The sequence below is a fragment of the Streptomyces agglomeratus genome (assembly GCF_001746415.1).
In the GTDB taxonomy this organism is placed as follows: domain Bacteria; phylum Actinomycetota; class Actinomycetes; order Streptomycetales; family Streptomycetaceae; genus Streptomyces; species Streptomyces agglomeratus.
This window is the reverse complement of record NZ_MEHJ01000001.1, coordinates 1,918,893-1,938,618: the sequence shown is the minus strand read 5'-3', so window position 1 is coordinate 1,938,618 and position 19,726 is coordinate 1,918,893. Positions and strand designations below refer to the sequence as shown.

Here is a 19,726-nt window from a genome sequence, read left to right as displayed (position 1 = left end):
GATGCGCACCCGCAGGTCCACGCGCGCCGGCCAGTACCTCGCGCTCGTCTGTTACCTCGTCTTTCTCGCCTTCCCCTTCCTCTGGCTGGTCTCGACGGCCTTCAAGCCGCCGCGTGAACTCGGCTCCCTGCACCCCACATGGATCCCGCGGGACCCGACGCTCGGCAATTTCCGCCAGGCTTTCGACGAACAGCCCCTGCTGGAAGCGGCGCTCAACAGCCTGCTCGCCGCTCTTTCGGCTGCCCTGATCGCGGTGGTCATCGCGACGCCGATGGCCTACGTCATGGCCCGCCACCGCACCAAGCTCTCCGCGGCCGCCACCGGATGGGTGGTGGTCAGCCAGGCGTTCCCCTTCGTTCTGGTGATCATCCCGCTGTTCCTGATCCTCAAGAACCTCCACCTCGTCAACTCGCTCCCCGGCCTGATCACGGTGTACGTCGTGTGGTCGCTGCCCTTCGCGCTCTGGATGCTGGTCGGTTACGTCCGGGCCGTACCGCGCGAGCTGGAGGAGGCCGCCGCGGTCGACGGCGCGAGCAGGCTCCGCACGCTCGTCTCGGTCATCGCCCCGCTGCTGGCCCCCGGCGTCGTCGCCACCGCGCTGTTCGCGTTCATCACCGCATGGAACGAGTTCTTCTTCGCGCTCGTCCTCCTCAAGACCCCGGAGAAGCAGACATTGCCCGTAGTCCTCACACACTTTCTCGGCGCGGAGGGGGTGGCCGATCTGGGCCCGCTCGCCGCCGCCGCGTTCCTCGCCACGCTGCCCTCCCTCGTCGTGTTCGCCCTCATCCAGAAGCGGATCACGGGCGGGATGACGGCCGGGGCGGTGAAGGGGTGATGCTCAAGAAACCCGCCCGGCTCACCGTCACCGCCGTGGCGCTCGCGTCGCTGCTGCTCACCGGCTGCTCGGACGGCGGCGGCCGCGGCAGGGACGCCGACGGGAGGATCACGCTCCGCTTCCAGTCCCTCGCCTGGCAGAAGGAATCCGTCGACGCCAACAAGGAACTCGTCGAGGAGTGGAACGCCGCGCACCCCGAGGTCCGCGTCGAGTACGTCCACGGCAGCTGGGACAGTGTCCACGACCAGTTGCTGACGTCCTTCGAGGGCGGCGAGGCCCCGGACATCATCCACGACGCCTCCGACGACCTCGCCGACTTCGCGTACGGAGGCTACCTCGCCGATCTGCGCAAGCTGCTGCCCGCCCGGCTCAGGAGCGATATCCCGCGGCGCGGCTGGGAGACCACCACCTTCGGCGAGGGGGTGTACGGCGTGCCGTTCCTCCAGGAGCCGAGGGTCCTGATCGCCAACGAGAAGATCCTCGAAGAGTCCGGAGTACGCGTCCCGACTCCCGAAAGGCCGTGGAGCTGGCCGGAGTTCCGACAAATCGCCAAGGAACTGAGCGGCGGCGACGGCAAGACGTTCGGTGTGGCCTGGCCGCTCAAGGACCCGGTCTCGGCCACCCTCAACCTCGGCCTCTCGGCAGGCGGGCAGCTCTTCCACCGCGACGAGGACGGCAGAGCCGAGGTGCGCTTCACCGAGGGCGACGCCGTGGTGGCCGACACCGTCCACGACCAGGTCAACACCGACCGGAGCGCATCGGCGGCCACCCTCGGCATGGGCGGCTCCGACACCCTGCCCGGCTTCTTCGGCGGCAAGTACGCCATGGTGCCCCTCGGATTCTCCTACCGGCAGCAGATCGCCCAGCAGGCGCCCGAGGGGTTCCGGTGGAAGGTGCTGCCCGCTCCGGCGGGGGACGAGGGACCGGTGCAGGGCGTGAGTCCCCAGACGCTCTCCATCGCCGAGGACAGTCCGTACAAGAAGGAGGCGATGGAGTTCATCGACTTCTTCCTCCAACCCGCGAACATGGCGCGCCTCGCCAAGGGCGACTGGATGCTCCCGACCGGCACCGCCGCCCTGAAGGACCCGGCGCTGCGTACCGAGAAGGACGGCTGGGCCACCGGCGCGGCCCTCGCCGAGCACCTGGTTCCGGCCCCGGCCCAGTCCGTGCGCGGCTACCCCGAGTGGAAGGACAAGGTGGCGACCCCCGCCTACCAGGAGTACTACAGCGGCGCGATCGACGCCGAAGAGCTGAGGAAACGCCTGGTCGAGGACGGAAATCTGGTGCTCGCCCGCTACCAGCGGTGAAAGGGCACGGGCAGTACATGTGAAGGACATGTCCGGCTGGGCCGAAATCGCGTTGCACGAGACGTCTCGTCTCGTCTAGCCTTCCGGGCATGACTTCACGCAGGCATGCCCACATCGCCATGTTCTCCATCGCCGCCCCCGGTCACGTGAACCCGAGCATCGAGGTGATCCGGGAGCTCGTGGCCCGGGGCCACCGCGTCTCGTACGCGATCCCCGCCTCCTTCGCGGACAGGGTCGCGGTCACCGGTGCCGACCCGGTGATCTACACCTCGACGCTCCCCACCGAGGACAATCCGGAGGACTGGGGAACGGAGCTGATCGACAACATCGAGCCATTCCTGGACGACGCCGTACAGGCGCTGCCCCAACTGGCCGAGGCGTTCGAAGGGGACGAGCCGGACCTCGTCCTTCACGACATCACCTCCTACCCGGCGCGCGTCCTCGCCCACCGCTGGGGCGTGCCCGCTGTCTCCCTCTCCCCGAACCTCGTCGCCTGGGAGGGGTACGAGGAGGAGGTCGCCGAGCCGCTGTTCGGCCCGCTCAGGGAGACCGGGCGAGGCCGCGCCTATTACGCGCGCTTCCGGGCCTGGCTCGACGAGAACGGCCTGAACGGCACGGACCCGGACCACTTCGTGGGCCGCCCGTCCCGCAGCATCGTGCTGATCCCCAAGGTCCTGCAGCCGAACGCCGACCGGGTCGACGAAACCGTCCACTCCTTCGTCGGCGCCTGCCAGGGTGACCGCGCGGACCAGGGTGACTGGCGGCGCCCGGCGGCGGCGGACAAGGTCCTGCTGGTGTCGCTCGGTTCGGCGTTCACCAAGCTGCCCGGCTTCTACCGGGAGTGCGTCAGGGCCTTCGGTGACCTTCCCGGCTGGCACGTCGTGCTCCAGATCGGCAAGTTCGTGGACGAGTCCGAGCTGGGCGAGGTGCCCGCCAACATCGAGGTGCGCAGCTGGGTGCCACAGCTGGCCGTACTCTGGCAGGCCGACGCCTTCATCACCCACGCGGGCGCCGGCGGCAGCCAGGAGGGCCTCGCCACCGGTACGCCGATGGTCGCCGTCCCGCAGGCGGTCGACCAGTTCGGCAACGCCGACATGCTCGTCTCGCTCGGCGTCGCCCGCCGGATCGACACCGAGGACGCCACCGCCGAGGCCCTGCGGTCCGCGGTTCTCGGTCTCGTCGCCGATCCCGAGGTGGCCCGCAGGTCCGAGGACATCCGCCGCGGCATGGCGTCCGAGGGGGGCACCGGGCGGGCGGCCGACCTCATCGAGGCCGAACTGCCCGGGGCGTAACGGAAGTTCACGGGCACCTGTCCGACTTGGAACGCGCTGACCCTTTTCTTATTACGAAACCTTGTTGAGTAAGTAACAGGCGTATGAAGGTCTTGATCTGAGCGCGTCAATCCGTCAGGGTTTCGAGCCAGCCCCCGGAGATCTTCCGGTCCGGGGGCAAATCCCCCCACATTTTCACGAGGAGACCCCTCTTCATGGCCATGCACAAGCGTTCCAGCCGACTGAAGCTCACCGCGGCGATAACCGCCGTAGCGGCCGCGGCCGGTGTGACCGTACTCAACTCCTCCTTCGCGGGAGCGGCTCCGGCAGCCCCACAGGGACATGTGTACGGAACCGACGCCAAGGGCGCCGTCGCCGGCAGCTACATCGTGATGCTGGACGAGAAGGCCGACAAGCGGGACCTGGCCGAGGAGTACGGCGGCAAGCTGCGGCGCAACTACAGCTCCGCCATCAACGGCTTCTCCGCCAGCGGCCTTTCGGAGACCGAGGCCAAGCGCCTCGCCGCCGACCCGTCCGTCGCCAAGGTCGTCCAGAACAAGAAGTTCACGATCAACGCCACGCAGGAGAACCCCCCGTCCTGGGGCATCGACCGCATCGACCAGGACGGCACCGCCGGCGACAGCAAGTACACCTACCCGGACAGCGCGGGCGAGGGCGTCACGGCGTACGTCATCGACACCGGTGTCCGCATCTCGCACAAGGACTTCGAGGGCCGCGCCGCCCACGGCTTCGACGCCGTGGACAACGACGAGTCGGCCGACGACGGCAACGGCCACGGCACACACGTCGCCGGGACCATCGCCGGCGCCGCGCACGGTGTCGCCAAGAAGGCGAAGATCGTCGCGGTCCGGGTCCTGGACGACCAGGGCTCCGGCACCACCGAGGGCGTCGTCGCCGGCATCGACTGGGTCACCAAGAACCACCAGGGCCCGTCGGTCGCCAACATGAGCCTCGGCGGCGGCGCCGACGAGGCCCTCGACGAGGCGGTACGCAAGTCCATCGCCTCCGGCGTCACCTACGGCGTCGCGGCGGGCAACGAGTCGAGCGACGCGGGCCAGGGCTCGCCGTCCCGCGTGAAGGAGGCCATCACCGTCGCCTCCAGCACCAAGGACGACGCCCAGTCCGACTTCTCCAACTTCGGCGCCGTCGTGGACATCTACGCGCCCGGCTCGGACATCACCTCGTCCTGGAACGACAGCGACGAGGGCACGAAGACCATCTCCGGTACGTCCATGGCGACCCCGCACGTGGTGGGCGCCGCGGCGCTCTACCTGGCGGGCCACAAGGACGCGACGCCGGAGGCCGTCGCGACGGCCCTGACCGGGGGCGCCATCCCCGACAAGATCAGCAACCCGGGCACGGGCACGCCGAACAAGCTGCTGAAGGTCGTCGAGTAAAGACGCGGGTTCAGCACGGATCGGGCGGTCGCCGCGCCCTCCCCCACGGGGTGCGGCGGCCGCCTATCGTGTGGCGCATGACCACGACGTACGCCGCACTCCTGCGCGGGATCAATGTGAGCGGGCACAAGAAGGTGCCCATGGCGGACCTGCGGGCGCTGCTGACCGGACTGGGCCACCGGGACGTCCGGACGTACCTCCAGAGCGGCAACGCCGTCTTCACCACCGACGCCGATGCCTCGGAGGAAGCACTCGCCGCTGACCTCGAACGGGCCCTGGAGGAGCGCTTCGGGTTCGGCGTCGAATGCCTTGTCCGCAGCGGTGCCTACCTGAAGGCCGTCGCCGACGCCTGCCCCTTCCCGGCCGCCGAGCTGGAGGCCAAGCAGCTCCACATCACGTACTTCTCGCAGCCGGTCGCTCCCGGCCGGTTCGCATCCGTCGACCAGACGGCGTACCTGCCGGAGGAGTTCCGCCTCGGCGACCGCGCCCTGTACCTGTACGCGCCGAACGGCCTCGGCCGCTCCAAGCTCGCCGAGGTACTCGCCCGGCCGTCCCTGCTCAAGGGCGTCACCGGGACCACCCGCAACTGGAACACGGTCGTCAAGCTCGTGGAGATGACCAGCGGCTGACCCCGCTGTCGAAGCCGCCGTCGAGAACGCCCCGCGCCTGCTCGACCCGGCCGTCCGCAACGCCCCCCGAACCGCTGGCCGGACTCCTGCACCCCGAGTCCGCGCGTTCGGCGCGTCGGGCCGGCGCTGGGACGTGTCATGCCCGTGGAAGCGGCTCGACAGCTCTGCGCCACAATGCGCCCATGACCGATCATCAGCCCCACACCCCCGCACGTCCGTTGCTGCGCCGCCCGCAGGACGGTGAACTCCTCAACGTCGCCGGTGTCGCGCATTTCTTCCGGCTCACCGGTGAACACACGGGCGGACACTTCGCCTTCGAGGAGTTCACTCTCGCCCCGGGCACCATCGGTGCCAGGCCGCACGTGCACGACGGACACGACGAGTACTTCTACGTCCTGGAAGGCCAACTGACCCTGCACACCGGGGACGGCGAGGTGACGGCCGGTCCCGGGCACCTGCTCGCCGCCACCCGCGGTACGCCGCACGGCTTCCGCAACGCGGGCCCGGCCCCCGCACGCGCCCTGTGCCTCTACACCCCGGCCGGCTACGAGAACTACTTCCGCGAAGTCCACGCCGCCGTGAGCGCCGGGGCCGAGGCCACCGAAGAGATGCTGGCGGAATTCCGCAGCCGTCACCGCACCAGGTCCCACCAGGTGCCCCCGGACAGCCCGCCGTCCCCTGCCTGAGCCCCGTGCCCGGCCCGGAGCCGTTCCCCGGCGGTGTCCGGCGGCGACCCGGTGGCGTCCGCGTCAGGGGCGGACCGTCGCGACCGGGGCCGGGCCGCCGCTCACAGCGTCGCCATCTCCTGTGCGCTCAGCCGCAGCGCCGCCGCGCCCAGGTTCTCCTCCAGGTGGACGAGCGACCCCGTACCCGGCGTCGGGCACAGCACCGGCGAACGGTGCAGCAGCCAGGCCAGCGCGAGTTGGTGCCGCCCCCGCAGCTCGCCGTTGGCCAGCGGGAACCAGGGCAGAAACGCGATCCCCCGCGCCTCGCACAGACCGAGTACGTCCTCGGCGGACCGGTCCACCAGGTTGAAGCGGTTCTGTACGGACGCGATGTCCGTCAGCGTCAGAGCCTCCTCCAACTGCCCGGCGGTGACGGAGTCGAGCCCGATGTGCCGGATCTTGCCCGCCGCGCGCAGCTCGTCCAGCGTGCCGAGCTGCTCGGCCATGGGTACGCGCGGATCGAGGCGGTGCAGCTGATAGAGATCGATGGTCTCGGCCCGCAGCCGCCGCAGGCTCGCGTCGCACATCGCCCGCAGGTCCTCGGGGCGCCCCGCGATGTGCCAGGCGTCGGCGCTCGTACGGACCACCCCGCCCTTCGTCGCGACGACGAGCCCGTCCGGAAAGGGGTGCAGCGCCTCGGCGACCAGCTCCTCGGCCAGCCCCGGACCGTAGTTGTCCGCGGTGTCGATGAGCGTGACGCCGCGCTCGACCGCACGCCGCAGTACCGCGACCGCGTCCGCGGGCTCGCCGCGCGGGCCCCAGTAACCGGGCCCGGTCAACTGGGCCGTACCGAACCCGAGGCGGCGTACGGGAAGGTCCCCGCCGATCGTGAAGGTGTCGGAGATCATGTACGGACGCTACTCCGTGCCCACTGCACACCGCACCGGGGTATGACAGGCTCACGACCATGCGCTACATCATCATCGGGGCAGGGGCGGTCGGCGGCACCATCGGGGGACGGCTGGCCGAAGGCGGCCACGAAGTCGTACTCGTCGCACGCGGTGCGCACCACGACGCCCTGCGCACCGGGGGGCTTCGCCTCACGACGCCCGAGGGCACCCGTACGCATCAACTGCCCGTGATCCAGAGCCCGGACGAGCTCGACGGGCCGCTGCGCCCCGACGACGTACTGATCCTCTCCGTCAAGACCCAGGACAGCACGGCGGCCCTCGACCTGTGGAGCGCCCGGCCGGTCGCCGGAGGCGGTACGGCGGGAGAGCTGCTGCCACTGGTCTGCGCGCAGAACGGTGTCGAGAGCGAACGCCTCGCGCTGCGCCGCTTCCGGCGCGTCTACGCCATGTGCGTCTGGCTGCCCGCGACCCACACGGAGCCGGGCGCCGTGTCCGCCGCCGCCACACCCGTGTCCGGGATGCTGCACGTCGGCCAGTACCCGTCGGGCGCCGACGACACGGCCCGGGCCATCGCCGCCGACCTGGAGAAGTCACGGTTCCTGGCTCCGGTGGCGCCGGACGTGATGCGGTGGAAGTACGCCAAACTGCTCAGCAACCTGGCCAACGCCATCGAGGCGGTCTCGGGAGTCATCGACGGCGACGAGGCGAAGTCGCTCCTCGGGCGCGCCCTCGCGGAGGGGCGTGCGGCGCTGACCGCGGCGGGCATCGAGGCGGCGTCCCCGGCGGAACAGGCGGCGGCCCGCGACGGCCGGATCACCCTCGCACCCCTCGACGGGGCGGAGCGCGGGGGCGGATCGTCCTGGCAGAGCCTCAGCCGGGGGACGGGCACGATCGAAGCGGACTATCTGAACGGGGAGATCGCTCTGCTGGGCCGGCTGCATGGCGTCCCCACTCCCGTGAACGACGCCTTGCAGCGCGTCGCGAACACGTTCGCACGGGAGCGCAGGCCGGCGGGCTCGCTGCCGGTCGCCGAACTGGCGGCCATGGTCGACGCGCGCTGAACCTTTCCCCGTACGCCTCTTCGCGCGTCCTTCCCGCCGTGACACCGGTGCGGGAAGGGGCCGAGTGGAACGCCGGGCAGGCGCCTACGCGCTGACCGCCGCCAGCCGCACCGGAACCCGCGCCTCGTCGTAGCGGGCGAGGAGGAGTTCGGCCAGTTCCGGGGACGCGCCCAGGACCTCGCCCAGTACCTCCGCGCCCGACTCCCGCGCCCCGCGCGCGATCCGGTCCGGCAGGAAGCCGGGGGCTATGACGTACGGGGCCACGGCGACCCGCCGTACTCCGCCGACACGCCGCACGTCCCGGACCGCGTCCTGCGTACGCGGCAGAGATGCGGAGGCGAACGCAGGCCGCACGGCGCACCAACCGGTGTGCCGCAGCTCCCGCGCGATTTCAGCGATCACTGCGATCGCCTCCGGGTCCGAGGAGCCCGCCGAGGCCAGTACGACCCCGGTCGAGCTCTTGTCACCGGGCGTCAGCCCGGCTTCGTACAGCCGCCGCTCCAGCGCGGTGAGCAGCAGCGGCGACGGGCCGAGCACCTCCGCCTGGTGGACCCGCAGCCTCGGCAGCCGCGCCGACGCCTCGTGGAGTACGGCGGGGATGTCGGCCTTCGCGTGGAACGCGCGGGTCAGCAGCAGCGGGAGGGCCACCACGTCCTGTACGCCCTCCCCGGCCAGCCGCTCCAGCACCTGCGGCACCGCCGGGGCGTTGAAGTCCAGGAAGCCCGTCTCCACGCGCAGCCCCGGCCGCCGCGCCCGTACGCGCGCCACCAGCGCGTGCACGGTCGCGGCGTGCCGCGGATCGCGGCTGCCGTGGGCTATGACGAGGAGGACCGGACGACGGAACATGGTGATCAGCCCTTGGTCAGCAGGCCACGGCTGCGCAGCACGCGGCGCTCCAGCGGGGAGAAGAACAGCAGGTCGATGCCGATACCGACGACCAGGATCAGGATGATGGTGGCCAGCACACCCGACATGTCGCTGTAGGTGCGGAAGTTCTCCATCAGCTGTCCCAGACCCGTGCCGAGGTCCGGCGAGTTGGCGATCAGTTCGGCGGCCATCAGCGAGCGCCACGAGAACGCCCACCCCTGCTTGAGCCCCGCCAGGTAGCCCGGCAGCGCCGCGGGCAGCAGGACGTGCCGGATGCCGTTGATCCCGGTGGCCCCGATGGTGCGGCCGGCCCGCAGGTACAGCGGCGGGATCTGGTCCACGCCGGCGACGAGGCCGTTCGCGATCGACGGTACGGCGCCGAGCAGCACCACCGCGTAGATCGTCGCGTCGGTCAGCCCGAACCAGATGATGGCGGCGGGCACCCAGGCCACGGAGGGCAGCGACTGGAGGCCGGACAGGATCGGCCCGATCGCCGCCCGCACGACCTTCACCCGTGCCACCAGCAGGCCCAGCGGCGTGCCGATGGCCACCGATACGGCGAAGCCGAGGGCGCCGCGCGAGACGCTCGTCCAGATGTAGCCGAGCAGCGTGCCTTCGAGCCACATCTGCTCGATGGAGTTCCACACGTCGACCGGGCCGGGCAGGACGTAGTCCGGCTTGAGGTCCGACGCCGCGGCGAGCTGCCACAGCGTGAGGACCAGGGCGATGGCCACCAGCGGCGGCACCACCTTGGACAGCAGGACCCGGCCGAGGCCGACCCGTTCGGCGGAGTGCGTGGTCTCCAGTGCGTCCAGGCCGGCTTCGAGACCGGCGAGGTCGTTCTTCGGGCTGGTATCAGTGCTGGCCATGTCGGCGGATCTCCCCCCGCAGCTGTTCAGTGATCTCTACGGACAGGTCGGCGACCGCGGAATCCTCGATCCGGCGCGGCTGCGGGATGCCGACCTTCCACTCGCGCGCGATGCGTCCCGGACGGGACGACAGCAGCACCACGCGCTCGGCGAGGCGGACGGCCTCGCGGACGTTGTGGGTGACGAAGAGGACCGAGACGCTGGTCTCGGACCAGATCCGGGTCAGTTCCTCGTGCAGTACGTCGCGGGTGATGGCGTCCAGGGCCGCGAACGGCTCGTCCATCAGCAGCAGGTTGCTGTCCTGCGCGAGCGCACGCGCCAGGGCGACGCGCTGGCGCATACCGCCCGACAGCTCGTGCACCCGCTTCCCGTACGCCCCGTTCAGCCGTACGAGCTGGAGCAGCCGCTCAGCCTCGTCGTGACGGTCGGCCTTGGGCATGCCCCGCATCTTGAGGGCGAGTTCGATGTTCTTGCCGGCGGTCAGCCAGGGGAACAGGGCGTGCTCCTGGAACATCAGGGCGGGCCGCCCGCCGGGCACGTCGATCGCGCCCGCGGACGGCCGGTCGAGCCCGGCGACCAGGTTGAGCAGCGTCGACTTGCCGCAGCCGGAAGCCCCCAGCAGGGTCACGAACTCACCCGGTGCCACATCGATGCTGATGTCGTCCAGTACGAGCTGCTGCGCGCCGGGCCGGCCGAACGACTTCGACACGTGGTCGATCCGTGCGGCGTACGGCACCGTTTCTACGGGCGCGGCGGCCTGCTTGACGTCGAGTGTGGTGGCCATGAGCCTCACCTCCTGAGGGCGTTCCGTTGCGGGAAGGGCGGTTGCTTGGTGCCGGGTTACTTGGTGCCGAGTCCGGCGTCCCCGACGGCAGGCTGCTTCTCGGTCTTCAGCACCTTGTTCAGGAGCCTCAGGTCGTAGATGCCGTCGAGCACCGGGTCCTTGAGGAGACCGGCCTTCACCGCGTGGTCGGCCTCTTCCCGCAGCGTCGTCGCGAGCGGGTCGTTGGTCGTCTCGACGTTCTTGAACGCGGGGTCGAGCACCTCGGCGGGCAGTTCCTTGCCGGAGTCCGCCTTGAGCTTCGCGTTGACCGCGGCCTTCGCCTCGTCCGGGTTGGCCTTGATCCACTCATTGCTCTTCACGGAGCCGCGCAGTACCGCCTCGACGACGTCCGGGTGCTCCTTGAGGAACTTCTGGGAGACGATCACGTTCGTGATGACGAACTTGCCGTCCTTCCACAGCTTCCTCTCGTCGAGCAGCACCTTGCCGCCGCCCGCGACCAGCTTCGACGCGGTGGGCTCCGGGACCCAGGCGCCGTCCAGCGCGCCGGACTCGAAGGAGGCGGGGATCTCCTTGTTGTCCTGGCGGACGACGGAGACGTCGCCCTTGCCGGTGTTCGGGTCGACCTTCAGACCCTTCTCCGACAGGTAGTTCAGCAGCGCCACGTCCTGGGTGTTGCCGAGCTGCGGGGTCGCGATGCGCTTGCCCGCGAGGTCGTCCAGGGACTTGATCTTCTCCGGGTTGACGACGAGGGAGACACCGCCGGAGGCCGAGCCCGAGATGATCCTCAGGTTCTGGCCCTTGGACTTGGTGAAGCCGTTGATCGCGGGGGAGGGGCCGATCCAGCCGATGTCGATGGCGCCGGCGTTCAGGGCCTCGATCTCGGAGGGGCCGGCGTTGAAGACCTGCGGCTTGACCTGCGTGCCGCCGAGCTCCTTCTGCAACAGGCCCTTCTGAAGGCCGACCAGGGCGGTGGCGTGCGTGACGTTCGCGAAGTAACCGATGCGTACTTCGTCGAGGCCGCCGACCTTCTCGCCCTTGGCGACGGGAGCGACCTTGTCGTCCTTCTCGGCCGTCGAACCGTAGCCGCAGGCGCCCAGCACGCCGATCAGCAGCGGCAGGGCGGCGGCAGCGGCGAGGCTGCGGCGAAGGGTGGTACGGGGGGCATGCACGGGAGGCGTTCCTCTCGATGGCCCGGCGTCACACCTCTCGCGTGGAGCGGGGTGTGCCCGGGAGTTCGGCAGGTCTTCGTCGGTACGGCGGAAGGTGGTGCGGCAGGGCGCGCAAGCGGTGCGCGTACGTCATCGGGCACATCGCGCCACGCCGCCCGTTCCCGCGCCGACGGTGCCGCTGCCGATGCGGCCGCCCTCTTTCGCGAACGTCGCGTAGATGTCGATCGTGTCTACGGCCATGGTCAGAAGTCCCAGCCCTCGTCGTCCGCCACGGTCTTCACGGCCTCGGCGGCGAACGAGTCGCCCGCCATGCCGGCGGCCAGCGTCGTACCGTCCGCAGGGTCGATCAGCAGGAACGACCCCGTGCGGCGCGAGTCGCGGTACGCGTCGAGCGCGAGCGGCTCGGCCGTACGCACCTTCACCCGCCCGATGTCGTTGGCCACCAGCTGCCCCGGGTCCGGATGCTGGGACAGGTCGTCCAGCGTCAGCCGCGACGGGATCTCCTTGACGATCGCCTTGACCGTACGGGTGGTGTGCTTGAGCAGGACCCGCTGGCCCACGGTGAGCGGCTGGTCCGCTACGTGGCACACGGTCGCCTCGACGTCCTGGGTGGTGCGCGGCGCGGAGCCGCTCGGCGCGATCAGGTCACCGCGCGAGATATCCAGGTCGTCGGCGAGCGTGACCGTCACGGACTGCGGCGCCCACGCGATGTCGACGGCCTCGCCCAGCGCGTCGATGCCGCTGATCGTCGACGTACGACCGGACGGGAGGACCGTCACGGCCTCGCCCACACGCAGCGCCCCGGACGCGATCTGGCCGGCGTAACCCCGGTAGTCGGGGTGCTCGGCGGTCTGCGGGCGGATCACGTACTGCACCGGGAAACGGGCCTTGCAGCTCGCCAGGTCGTGGCTGACCGGGACGGTCTCCAGGTGCTCCAGCACCGTCGGGCCGCCGTACCAGTCCATGTTCGCGGACGGCTCCACGACGTTGTCACCGGCCAGCGCCGAGATCGGGATCGCGGTGATCTCCGGGACGCCGAGCGAGGCGGCGTACGCCGTGAACTCCTCGGCGATGGCGGCGAAGACGGGCTCGGCGTACTCGACGAGGTCCATCTTGTTGACCGCGAGCACCACGTGCGGGACGCGCAGCAGCGCCGCGACCGCCGCGTGGCGGCGGGTCTGCTCGACCACGCCGTTGCGGGCGTCGACCAGCACGACGGCCAGCTCGGCCGTCGACGCGCCCGTCACCATGTTCCGGGTGTACTGCACGTGCCCGGGGGTGTCGGCCAGGATGAACCGGCGGCGCGTGGTGGCGAAGTACCGGTACGCGACGTCGATGGTGATGCCCTGCTCGCGCTCGGCGCGCAGGCCGTCCGTCAGCAGCGCCAGGTCCGGCGCCTCCTGACCACGCTTGAGGGACGCCGCCTCGACGGCCTCCAGCTGGTCGGTGAGGATCGACTTGGAGTCGTGCAGCAGCCGCCCGACCAGGGTGGACTTGCCGTCGTCGACGGAGCCGGCCGTCGCGAAACGCAGCAGGGTGGTGGCCGACAACTGCTCGGTCAGCCCGGTGCCAGTGGTGGTGGTCATGTTAGAAGTACCCCTCGCGCTTGCGGTCTTCCATCGCGGCCTCGGACATCTTGTCGTCGGCGCGGGTCGCGCCCCGCTCGGTGAGCCGGGAGGCGGCGATCTCGGCGATCACGGCTTCGAGCGTCGTGGCGTCGGAGTCGACGGCGCCGGTGCACGACATGTCGCCGACCGTGCGGTAGCGGATCAGCCGCGTCTCGACCGTCTCCGACTCCTTCGGGCCGCCCCACTCGCCCGCCGTCAGCCACATGCCGTTGCGGGCGAAGACCTCGCGCTCGTGGGCGTAGTAGATGCCGGGCAGTTCGATCTTCTCGCGGGCGATGTACTGCCACACGTCCAGCTCGGTCCAGTTGGACAGCGGGAACACGCGCACGTGCTCGCCCGGCGCGTGGCGGCCGTTGTAGAGCTGCCACAGCTCGGGGCGCTGGCGGCGCGGGTCCCACGCGGAGAACTCGTCGCGCAGCGAGAACACCCGCTCCTTGGCGCGCGCCTTCTCCTCGTCGCGCCGCCCGCCGCCGAACACCGCGTCGAAGCGGTGCTGCTGGATGGCCTCGGTCAGCGGCACGGTCTGGAGCGGGTTGCGGGTGCCGTCGGGCCGCTCGCGCAGCTTCCCGGCGTCGATGTACTCCTGTACGGACGCGACGTGCAGCCGCAGCCCGTGCTCCGCGACCGTGCGGTCGCGGTACTCCAGCACCTCCGGGAAGTTGTGCCCGGTGTCGACGTGCAGCAGGGAGAAGGGGACCGGCGCCGGCGCGAACGCCTTGAGCGCCAGGTGCAGCATGACGATCGAGTCCTTGCCGCCGGAGAAGAGGATCACCGGCCGCTCGAACTCGCCCGCCACCTCGCGGAAGATGTGGACGGCCTCGGACTCCAGGGCGTCCAGGTGGCTGAGCGCGTACGGGCTGTCCGTACCCTCGCCGACGGTTGCGGAGGTGGTCGTCATCAGGCCAGGCCCCTTTCGGTGAGCAGCGCGTGCAGCGCCGCTGCGGACTCCTGCACGGTCTGCTGGTGCGACTCGATCCGCAGGTCGGGCGACTCGGGGGCCTCGTAGGGGTCGTCGACCCCGGTGAGCCCGGAAATCTCGCCGGCCGCCTGCTTGGCGTACAGGCCCTTCACATCGCGTACGGAGCACACGTCCACCGGCGTGGCGACGTGCACCTCCAGGTACGCGGTTCCCTCGCTCTGGTGACGCTTGCGCACCGCGTCACGGCTGTCGGCGTACGGCGCGATGACGGGTGCCAGGGCCAGCACGCCGTTGCGGGCGAGCAGTTCGGCGACGTAACCGATCCGCTGGACGTTGGTGTGCCGGTCCTCGCGGCTGAAGCCGAGGCCCGCCGAGAGGAACTCGCGGATCTCGTCGCCGTCCAGCACCTGGACACGGCGGCCTTCGGCCTTCAGGCGTCCGGCCAGCTCGTAGGCGATGGTGGTCTTGCCGGCGCTCGGCAGACCCGTGAGCCAGATGGTGGCCCCAGTCACGTCTTTCTCCTGATCGTTGCTCGTCATCAGCCGTGCAGCCCGCATTCCGTCTTGTTGCGCCCGGCCCAGCGGCCGGCGCGGGCGTCCTCGCCCTCCTCGACCCTGCGGGTGCAGGGCGCGCAGCCCACGGACGCGTAACCGTCCATCAGCAGCGGGTTGGTGAGGACACCGTGCTCGGCGACGTACGCCTCGACGTCGTCCTGCGTCCAGCGGGCGATCGGCGAGATCTTGACCTTCTGCCGCTTCTCGTCCCAGCCGACGACCGGGGTGTTCGCCCGGGTCGGGGACTCGTCGCGGCGCAGGCCGGTCGCCCAGGCGCTGTAGCCCTTCAGGCCGTCTTCGAGGGGCTTGACCTTGCGCAGGGCGCAGCACAGGTCGGGGTCGCGGTCGTGCAGCTTCGGCCCGTACTCGGCGTCCTGCTCCTCGACGGACTGCCAGGGCAGCAGCGTGATGACGTTGACGTCCATGACGGCCTCGACGGCGTCCCGCGTCCCGATGGTCTCCGGGAAGTGGTAGCCGGTGTCGAGGAACACGACGTCCACGCCGGGCTTGGCGCGGGAGGCGAGGTGGGCGACGACGGCGTCCTCCATGGAGGAGGTCACGCAGAAGCGGTCACCGAAGGTGTCGGCGGCCCACTTGAGGATGTCCAGGGCGGAAGCCTCTTCGAGGTCCCGCCCGGCTTGTTCCGCCAGTGACTTGAGATCTTCCTGAACCGTGGTCATATCTCGTCCCCTCCGCCGTCGTTGCGCCGAACCCCCCGGGCGAGCAGCCCGAGGAACTTCAGCTGGAAGGCGCGGTTGCACGCCGCGCATTCCCACGCGCCGTGACCGGTCTCGTTGGGCCGCAGGTCCTCGTCGCCGCAGTACGGGCAGTGGAACGGCGCCGCGCGCTCGCTCATGACAGGTCTCCGTCGCTCGCCCGCGCGGCCCAGGTCGCGAAGCGCTCACCGGCTTCGCGCTGCTCCTGGAAGCGCAGCAGGACGCGCTCGACGTAGTCGGGCAGCTCGGCCGAGGTGACCTTGAGGCCGCGGACCTTGCGGCCGAAGCCGGCCTCCAGACCGAGCGCGCCGCCCAGGTGCACCTGGAAGCCCTCGACCTGGTTGCCGTTGTCGTCCAGGACCAGCTGCCCCTTGAGACCGATGTCCGCCACCTGGATACGGGCGCAGGCGTTCGGGCAGCCGTTGATGTTGATCGTGATGGGCTCGTCGAACTCCGGGATGCGCCGCTCCAGCTCGTCGATGAGCGACGCGCCGCGCGCCTTCGTCTCGACGATCGCGAGCTTGCAGAACTCGATGCCGGTGCAGGCCATGGTGCCGCGCCGGAAGGGGGACGGCGTGACCCGCAGGTCCAGCGCCTCCAGTCCGGCGACGAGCGACTCGACCTGCGCCTCTTCGACGTCGAGGACGATCATCTTCTGCTCGGCGGTGGTGCGCAGCCGGCCCGAGCCGTGCGCGCCGGCCAGGTCGGCGATCTTCGTCAGCGTGGCGCCGTCCACGCGGCCGACGCGCGGGGCGAAGCCGACGTAGAAGCGGCCGTCCTTCTGCTTGTGCACGCCGAGGTGGTCGCGCCAGGTGCCGGTGGGCTGCTCGGGCGCGGGACCGTCGACGAGCTCGTACTTGAGGTACTCGTCCTCCAGGATCTGGCGGAACTTCTCCGGACCCCAGTCGGCGACGAGGAACTTCAGGCGGGCGCGGGTGCGCAGGCGCCGGTAGCCGTAGTCGCGGAAGATGCCGATGACGCCGCCGTACACGTCCGGGACCTCGTCGAGCGGCACCCAGGCGCCGAGCCGGACACCCAGCTTGGGGTTGGTGGACAGGCCGCCGCCGACCCACAGGTCGAAGCCAGGCCCGTGCTCGGGGTGGTTGACGCCCACGAAAGCGATGTCGTTGATCTCATGAGCCACATCGAGCTGCGGGGAGCCGGACACCGCGGACTTGAACTTGCGGGGCAGGTTCGAGAAGTCCGGGTTGCCGATGAAGCGGCGCTGGATCTCGTCGATGGCGGGGGAGCCGTCGATGATCTCGTTCTCGGCGATGCCCGCGACGGGCGAGCCGAGGATGACGCGGGGCGTGTCGCCGCACGCCTCGGTCGTGGACAGCCCGACCTCTTCCAGCCGCCGCCAGATCTCCGGTACGTCCTCGATCCGGATCCAGTGGTACTGGACGTTCTGCCGGTCCGTGAGGTCGGCCGTCCCGCGCGCGAACTCCTGCGAGATCTCCCCGATGACGCGCAGCTGCTCGGTGGTCAGCCGCCCGCCGTCGATGCGCACGCGCAGCATGAAGTACTCGTCGTCCAGCTCCTCCGGCTCCAGGATCGCGGTCTTGCCGCCGTCGATCCCGGGCTTGCGCTGGGTGTAGAGGCCCCACCAGCGCATGCGCCCGCGCAGGTCGTTGGGGTCGATGGAGTCGAATCCCCGCTTGGAGTAGATCGTCTCAATGCGTGTCCGCACATTGAGACCGTCGTCGTCCTTCTTGAACTGCTCATTGCCATTGAGGGGGGTGAAGTGACCTACGGCCCACTGACCCTCGCCACGGTGGCGTCCAGCCTTGCGGCGGGGCGTGACGGCAGCGGGCTTTTCTGGCGTGGCGGCCATGGTTGTTCGTCCTTCTCTGGCGGCTCAAGGAGTGGCGGATCGCGCCGGCCGCCCCCTGTGACCAGCGAAAAGACGGTCGGACACGGCAGAGCGGAGTGCCCCGCCCGGTGGGCGGGGATCACGTGCGTATCGGGGTGGCCGGCTCGTCCGCGACGGCGGGGACGGCTAGGTGGTTCGGCGGTGCTGTGCTGTCAGCCCACCGGACAGATGGCGCTGGACATGCGGCCGAGGTCGACGTGCCGCCGACTCACCAAGGCAACTCCAGCTGAAGACATGACGGAAGCGTGTCATGGGGATCTCTGGCCAGTCCACCACCGCCCACCATGTGGACAACTATGTCTCGCATGGCAAGACGGTGTGTCACCGGTCACTTTCCCGCGCCGCCCGGGCGGAGGGGCGAGGGGCGGCCCGACCGGCGGTTCCGCCGACGGACGGCCGTCGGCGGCCGGTGGGTCAGGCGCGCGCTCCGGGCCACGGCCCGGGGGTCTCCGCGATCTCCTCCTCGGCGGTCTTCGTCTCGAAGAGCCGGAAACCGCGGCGCAGGTAGTTGTCCATGGCGTGCGGCCCGTCCTTGCTGCACGTGTGCAGCCACACCCGCTTCGTCTGCGGCCGGTCCGGCCACCGCTCGGCGAGATCCCACGCGCGCGCCACCCCGTGGGACAGCAGGTGGCCACCGATCCGCCGACCCCGGAAGGCCGGGATCAGCCCGAAGTACATGATCTCCACGACCCCCTCGTCCTGGGGGTCCAGCTCCACGTACCCGGCCGGAGTGCCGTTCTCGTACGCGACCCATGTCTCGACCCCGGGCCGGTCCAGAGCCGCCTGCCACTGCTCGTACGTCAGCCCCAGCCGGTCGGTCCACCGGATGTCGCCGCCCACCGCCGTATAGAGGAAACGGCTGAACTCCGGAGAGGGGATCTCCGCCCGGACGATCCGGACGTCCCCCGGCGGCTCGGCGGCCGGCCGCAGATCGTCGGGGGAGGTCTGTTCCAGGGACCAGGTGGTCACGGTGACGGTGCTCATGCGGCAAGCGAACCACGGGCCCGGGCCCTGGCCAAAGCCGGGCGCGTACGGGATGATCTCGCCGCGCCACGCCACCCCCCGCATCGCCTGGCAGAAGGATGTTCCATGTCCCGTCGCACACACCGCGGCCTGCTCGCCGCGGCCACCCTCACCGCGGCCCTCGCCACCCTGACCACCCTCACGGCCCCCGCCGGGGCCTCGGCCGGACCTCAGGCCCGCCTCTTCATGGTCAACCCCGTCCAGTCGTCGAACGACCAGTCGCTGACCGACGGCAAGGACTCCACGGACGCCGTCCCCTCTTCCGCCTACGCCACCGCCGCCCTGCGCAACCTCGACGCGAGCGGCGGCCTGTCCGGCAGGTGGGCATACGTGAGATCGGACACCGGCGCCTCCGCGAAGATCACGGAAGCCGACACGTACGACCGTAACGACGACCAGTTCGAGCAGGTCATGGCCTATTTCTGGGTCAACGAGTCGCAGGAGTACCTCCAGGGCCTCGGCTTCGGCAGCGAGCTGCCCGGGGCCAACGACCGGGCCCAGCCGATCCGTATCAACCAGTGGGGTTCCGACAACTCCTTCTTCACGGACAAGAAGGCGGAGATCCGCTTCGGCAAGGGCGGCGTCGACGACGCCGAGGACGCCGAGGTCGTCATGCACGAGTACGGGCACGCCGTGCACCACGCACAGGTGCCGGGCTTCGGCACGTCGGTGGAGGCGGGAGCGATAGGCGAGGCGTTCGGCGACTACCTGGCCGTGACGGTCGGGACGCACGCGGCGGCGAAGTACGGCTGGCCGCTGAAGGCGGACATGGCGTGCGTGGCGGACTGGGACGCGGTCTCCTACACGGCGGCCACTCCGCACTGCCTGCGCCGGACCGACGGCGACAAGGTGTACGGGGACCGGGTCGGTCAGGTGCACGCCGACGGCCAGATCTGGTCCCGCGCGCTCTTCGACATCCGGTCGGAGCTGGGTGCCCGCACGGCCGACCGGATCATCGTGAACGCGCAGTTCGGCTTCGCGCCGGACACGAGCTTCACGGACGCGGCGCTGACGACGATCGCGACGGCGAAGAAGATGTACGGCGCGAGCGCGGAGACGGCGGTACGGGAGGCGTTCCGGGCGCGCGAGATACCGGGGGTCTAGCCGCCGCTGCCGGCGTCGCTCGACGCCGGACGGGCCGGGCGCTGCCGCTCGCGGCACTCTCGGCCCCTCCGGCGTTCGAGGACCGGGGCCCGGGGCGGCGCCCCGGTCCGGGAAGATGCGGCG

Annotated in this window: 20 protein-coding genes and 1 pseudogene; 8 read left to right on the top strand and 13 right to left on the bottom strand. The window is 70.5% G+C overall.

Going from position 1 to position 19,726, the window contains the following annotated elements:
* Position 1 precedes the first annotated feature (1 nt).
* From AS594_RS08200 to AS594_RS08175, 6 genes and pseudogenes are all read left to right on the top strand, one after another.
* On the top strand, positions 2-835 hold the full coding sequence (locus AS594_RS08200; RefSeq protein WP_069926347.1) for a carbohydrate ABC transporter permease: 834 nt from the start codon (positions 2-4) through the stop codon (positions 833-835).
* Entirely contained in the window at positions 835-2,142 is a 1,308-nt protein-coding gene (locus AS594_RS08195; RefSeq protein ID WP_069926346.1) for an ABC transporter substrate-binding protein, read from the top strand. Before AS594_RS08200 ends, AS594_RS08195 begins: the two co-directional genes overlap by 1 nt.
* A gap of 28 nt (positions 2,143-2,170) precedes the next feature.
* Positions 2,171-3,434: pseudogene (gene mgt / locus AS594_RS08190) on the top strand (macrolide-inactivating glycosyltransferase).
* Positions 3,435-3,628: 194 nt separating this feature from the next.
* The gene (locus AS594_RS08185) at positions 3,629-4,831 is read left to right on the top strand and encodes a S8 family peptidase (RefSeq protein WP_069926344.1); all 1,203 of its coding nucleotides are present in this window, start codon (positions 3,629-3,631) and stop codon (positions 4,829-4,831) included.
* 77 nt (positions 4,832-4,908) lie between these two features.
* Positions 4,909-5,460 carry a DUF1697 domain-containing protein gene (locus AS594_RS08180; RefSeq protein WP_069926343.1) on the top strand — a complete coding sequence of 184 codons (552 nt, stop codon included), beginning with the start codon at positions 4,909-4,911 and terminating at the stop codon, positions 5,458-5,460.
* 182 nt (positions 5,461-5,642) lie between these two features.
* Entirely contained in the window at positions 5,643-6,146 is a 504-nt protein-coding gene (locus AS594_RS08175; RefSeq protein WP_069926342.1) for a cupin domain-containing protein, read from the top strand.
* A 101-nt stretch (positions 6,147-6,247) separates the two neighbouring features.
* Here the strand turns inward: AS594_RS08175 and AS594_RS08170 are convergent, their stop codons facing one another.
* Entirely contained in the window at positions 6,248-7,033 is a 786-nt protein-coding gene (locus AS594_RS08170; RefSeq protein ID WP_069933220.1) for an aldo/keto reductase, read from the bottom strand.
* A 59-nt stretch (positions 7,034-7,092) separates the two neighbouring features.
* Between AS594_RS08170 and AS594_RS08165 the strand changes: the two genes are divergently transcribed.
* Entirely contained in the window at positions 7,093-8,097 is a 1,005-nt protein-coding gene (locus AS594_RS08165) for a ketopantoate reductase family protein (protein WP_069933221.1), read from the top strand.
* Positions 8,098-8,181: 84 nt separating this feature from the next.
* On the opposite strand, the gene AS594_RS08160 is transcribed toward AS594_RS08165, so the two are convergent.
* From AS594_RS08160 to AS594_RS08110, 12 genes are all read right to left on the bottom strand, one after another.
* On the bottom strand, positions 8,182-8,943 hold the full coding sequence (locus tag AS594_RS08160) for a sirohydrochlorin chelatase (RefSeq protein WP_069926339.1): 762 nt from the start codon (positions 8,941-8,943) through the stop codon (positions 8,182-8,184).
* A gap of 5 nt (positions 8,944-8,948) precedes the next feature.
* A complete protein-coding gene (locus AS594_RS08155; RefSeq protein ID WP_079144735.1) occupies positions 8,949-9,833 on the bottom strand; it encodes an ABC transporter permease in 885 nt (294 codons plus the stop codon).
* On the bottom strand, positions 9,820-10,617 hold the full coding sequence (locus AS594_RS08150; RefSeq protein ID WP_069926337.1) for an ABC transporter ATP-binding protein: 798 nt from the start codon (positions 10,615-10,617) through the stop codon (positions 9,820-9,822). Before AS594_RS08150 ends, AS594_RS08155 begins: the two co-directional genes overlap by 14 nt.
* 56 nt (positions 10,618-10,673) lie before the next feature.
* Entirely contained in the window at positions 10,674-11,786 is a 1,113-nt protein-coding gene (locus AS594_RS08145; RefSeq protein WP_069926336.1) for an aliphatic sulfonate ABC transporter substrate-binding protein, read from the bottom strand.
* Positions 11,787-12,028: 242 nt separating this feature from the next.
* Complete coding sequence (locus AS594_RS08140) at positions 12,029-13,372, bottom strand: sulfate adenylyltransferase subunit 1 (protein WP_069926335.1); 1,344 nt, start codon at positions 13,370-13,372, stop codon at positions 12,029-12,031.
* Between the two features lies 1 nt (position 13,373).
* Entirely contained in the window at positions 13,374-14,312 is a 939-nt protein-coding gene (cysD, locus tag AS594_RS08135; RefSeq protein ID WP_069926334.1) for a sulfate adenylyltransferase subunit CysD, read from the bottom strand.
* Positions 14,312-14,890 carry an adenylyl-sulfate kinase gene (gene cysC / locus AS594_RS08130; RefSeq protein ID WP_176733166.1) on the bottom strand — a complete coding sequence of 193 codons (579 nt, stop codon included), beginning with the start codon at positions 14,888-14,890 and terminating at the stop codon, positions 14,312-14,314. Before cysC ends, cysD begins: the two co-directional genes overlap by 1 nt.
* Positions 14,872-15,567 (bottom strand): phosphoadenylyl-sulfate reductase, encoded by a 696-nt coding sequence (locus AS594_RS08125; protein ID WP_069933222.1) that lies wholly within the window; start codon positions 15,565-15,567, stop codon positions 14,872-14,874. Before AS594_RS08125 ends, cysC begins: the two co-directional genes overlap by 19 nt.
* Positions 15,564-15,743, bottom strand: a complete 180-nt coding sequence (locus tag AS594_RS08120; protein WP_069926331.1) for a hypothetical protein — start codon at positions 15,741-15,743, stop codon at positions 15,564-15,566. Before AS594_RS08120 ends, AS594_RS08125 begins: the two co-directional genes overlap by 4 nt.
* The gene (locus AS594_RS08115) at positions 15,740-17,437 is read right to left on the bottom strand and encodes a nitrite/sulfite reductase (RefSeq protein WP_069926330.1); all 1,698 of its coding nucleotides are present in this window, start codon (positions 17,435-17,437) and stop codon (positions 15,740-15,742) included. Before AS594_RS08115 ends, AS594_RS08120 begins: the two co-directional genes overlap by 4 nt.
* Before the next feature lie 191 nt (positions 17,438-17,628).
* On the bottom strand, positions 17,629-17,712 hold the full coding sequence (locus AS594_RS47890; RefSeq protein WP_355250053.1) for a putative leader peptide: 84 nt from the start codon (positions 17,710-17,712) through the stop codon (positions 17,629-17,631).
* Positions 17,713-17,890: 178 nt separating this feature from the next.
* Entirely contained in the window at positions 17,891-18,460 is a 570-nt protein-coding gene (locus AS594_RS08110) for a GNAT family N-acetyltransferase (RefSeq protein ID WP_079148476.1), read from the bottom strand.
* Positions 18,461-18,565: 105 nt separating this feature from the next.
* On the opposite strand from AS594_RS08110, the gene AS594_RS08105 reads away from it, so the two are divergent.
* Complete coding sequence (locus AS594_RS08105; protein ID WP_069926329.1) at positions 18,566-19,603, top strand: M4 family metallopeptidase; 1,038 nt, start codon at positions 18,566-18,568, stop codon at positions 19,601-19,603.
* Positions 19,604-19,726 lie beyond the last annotated feature (123 nt).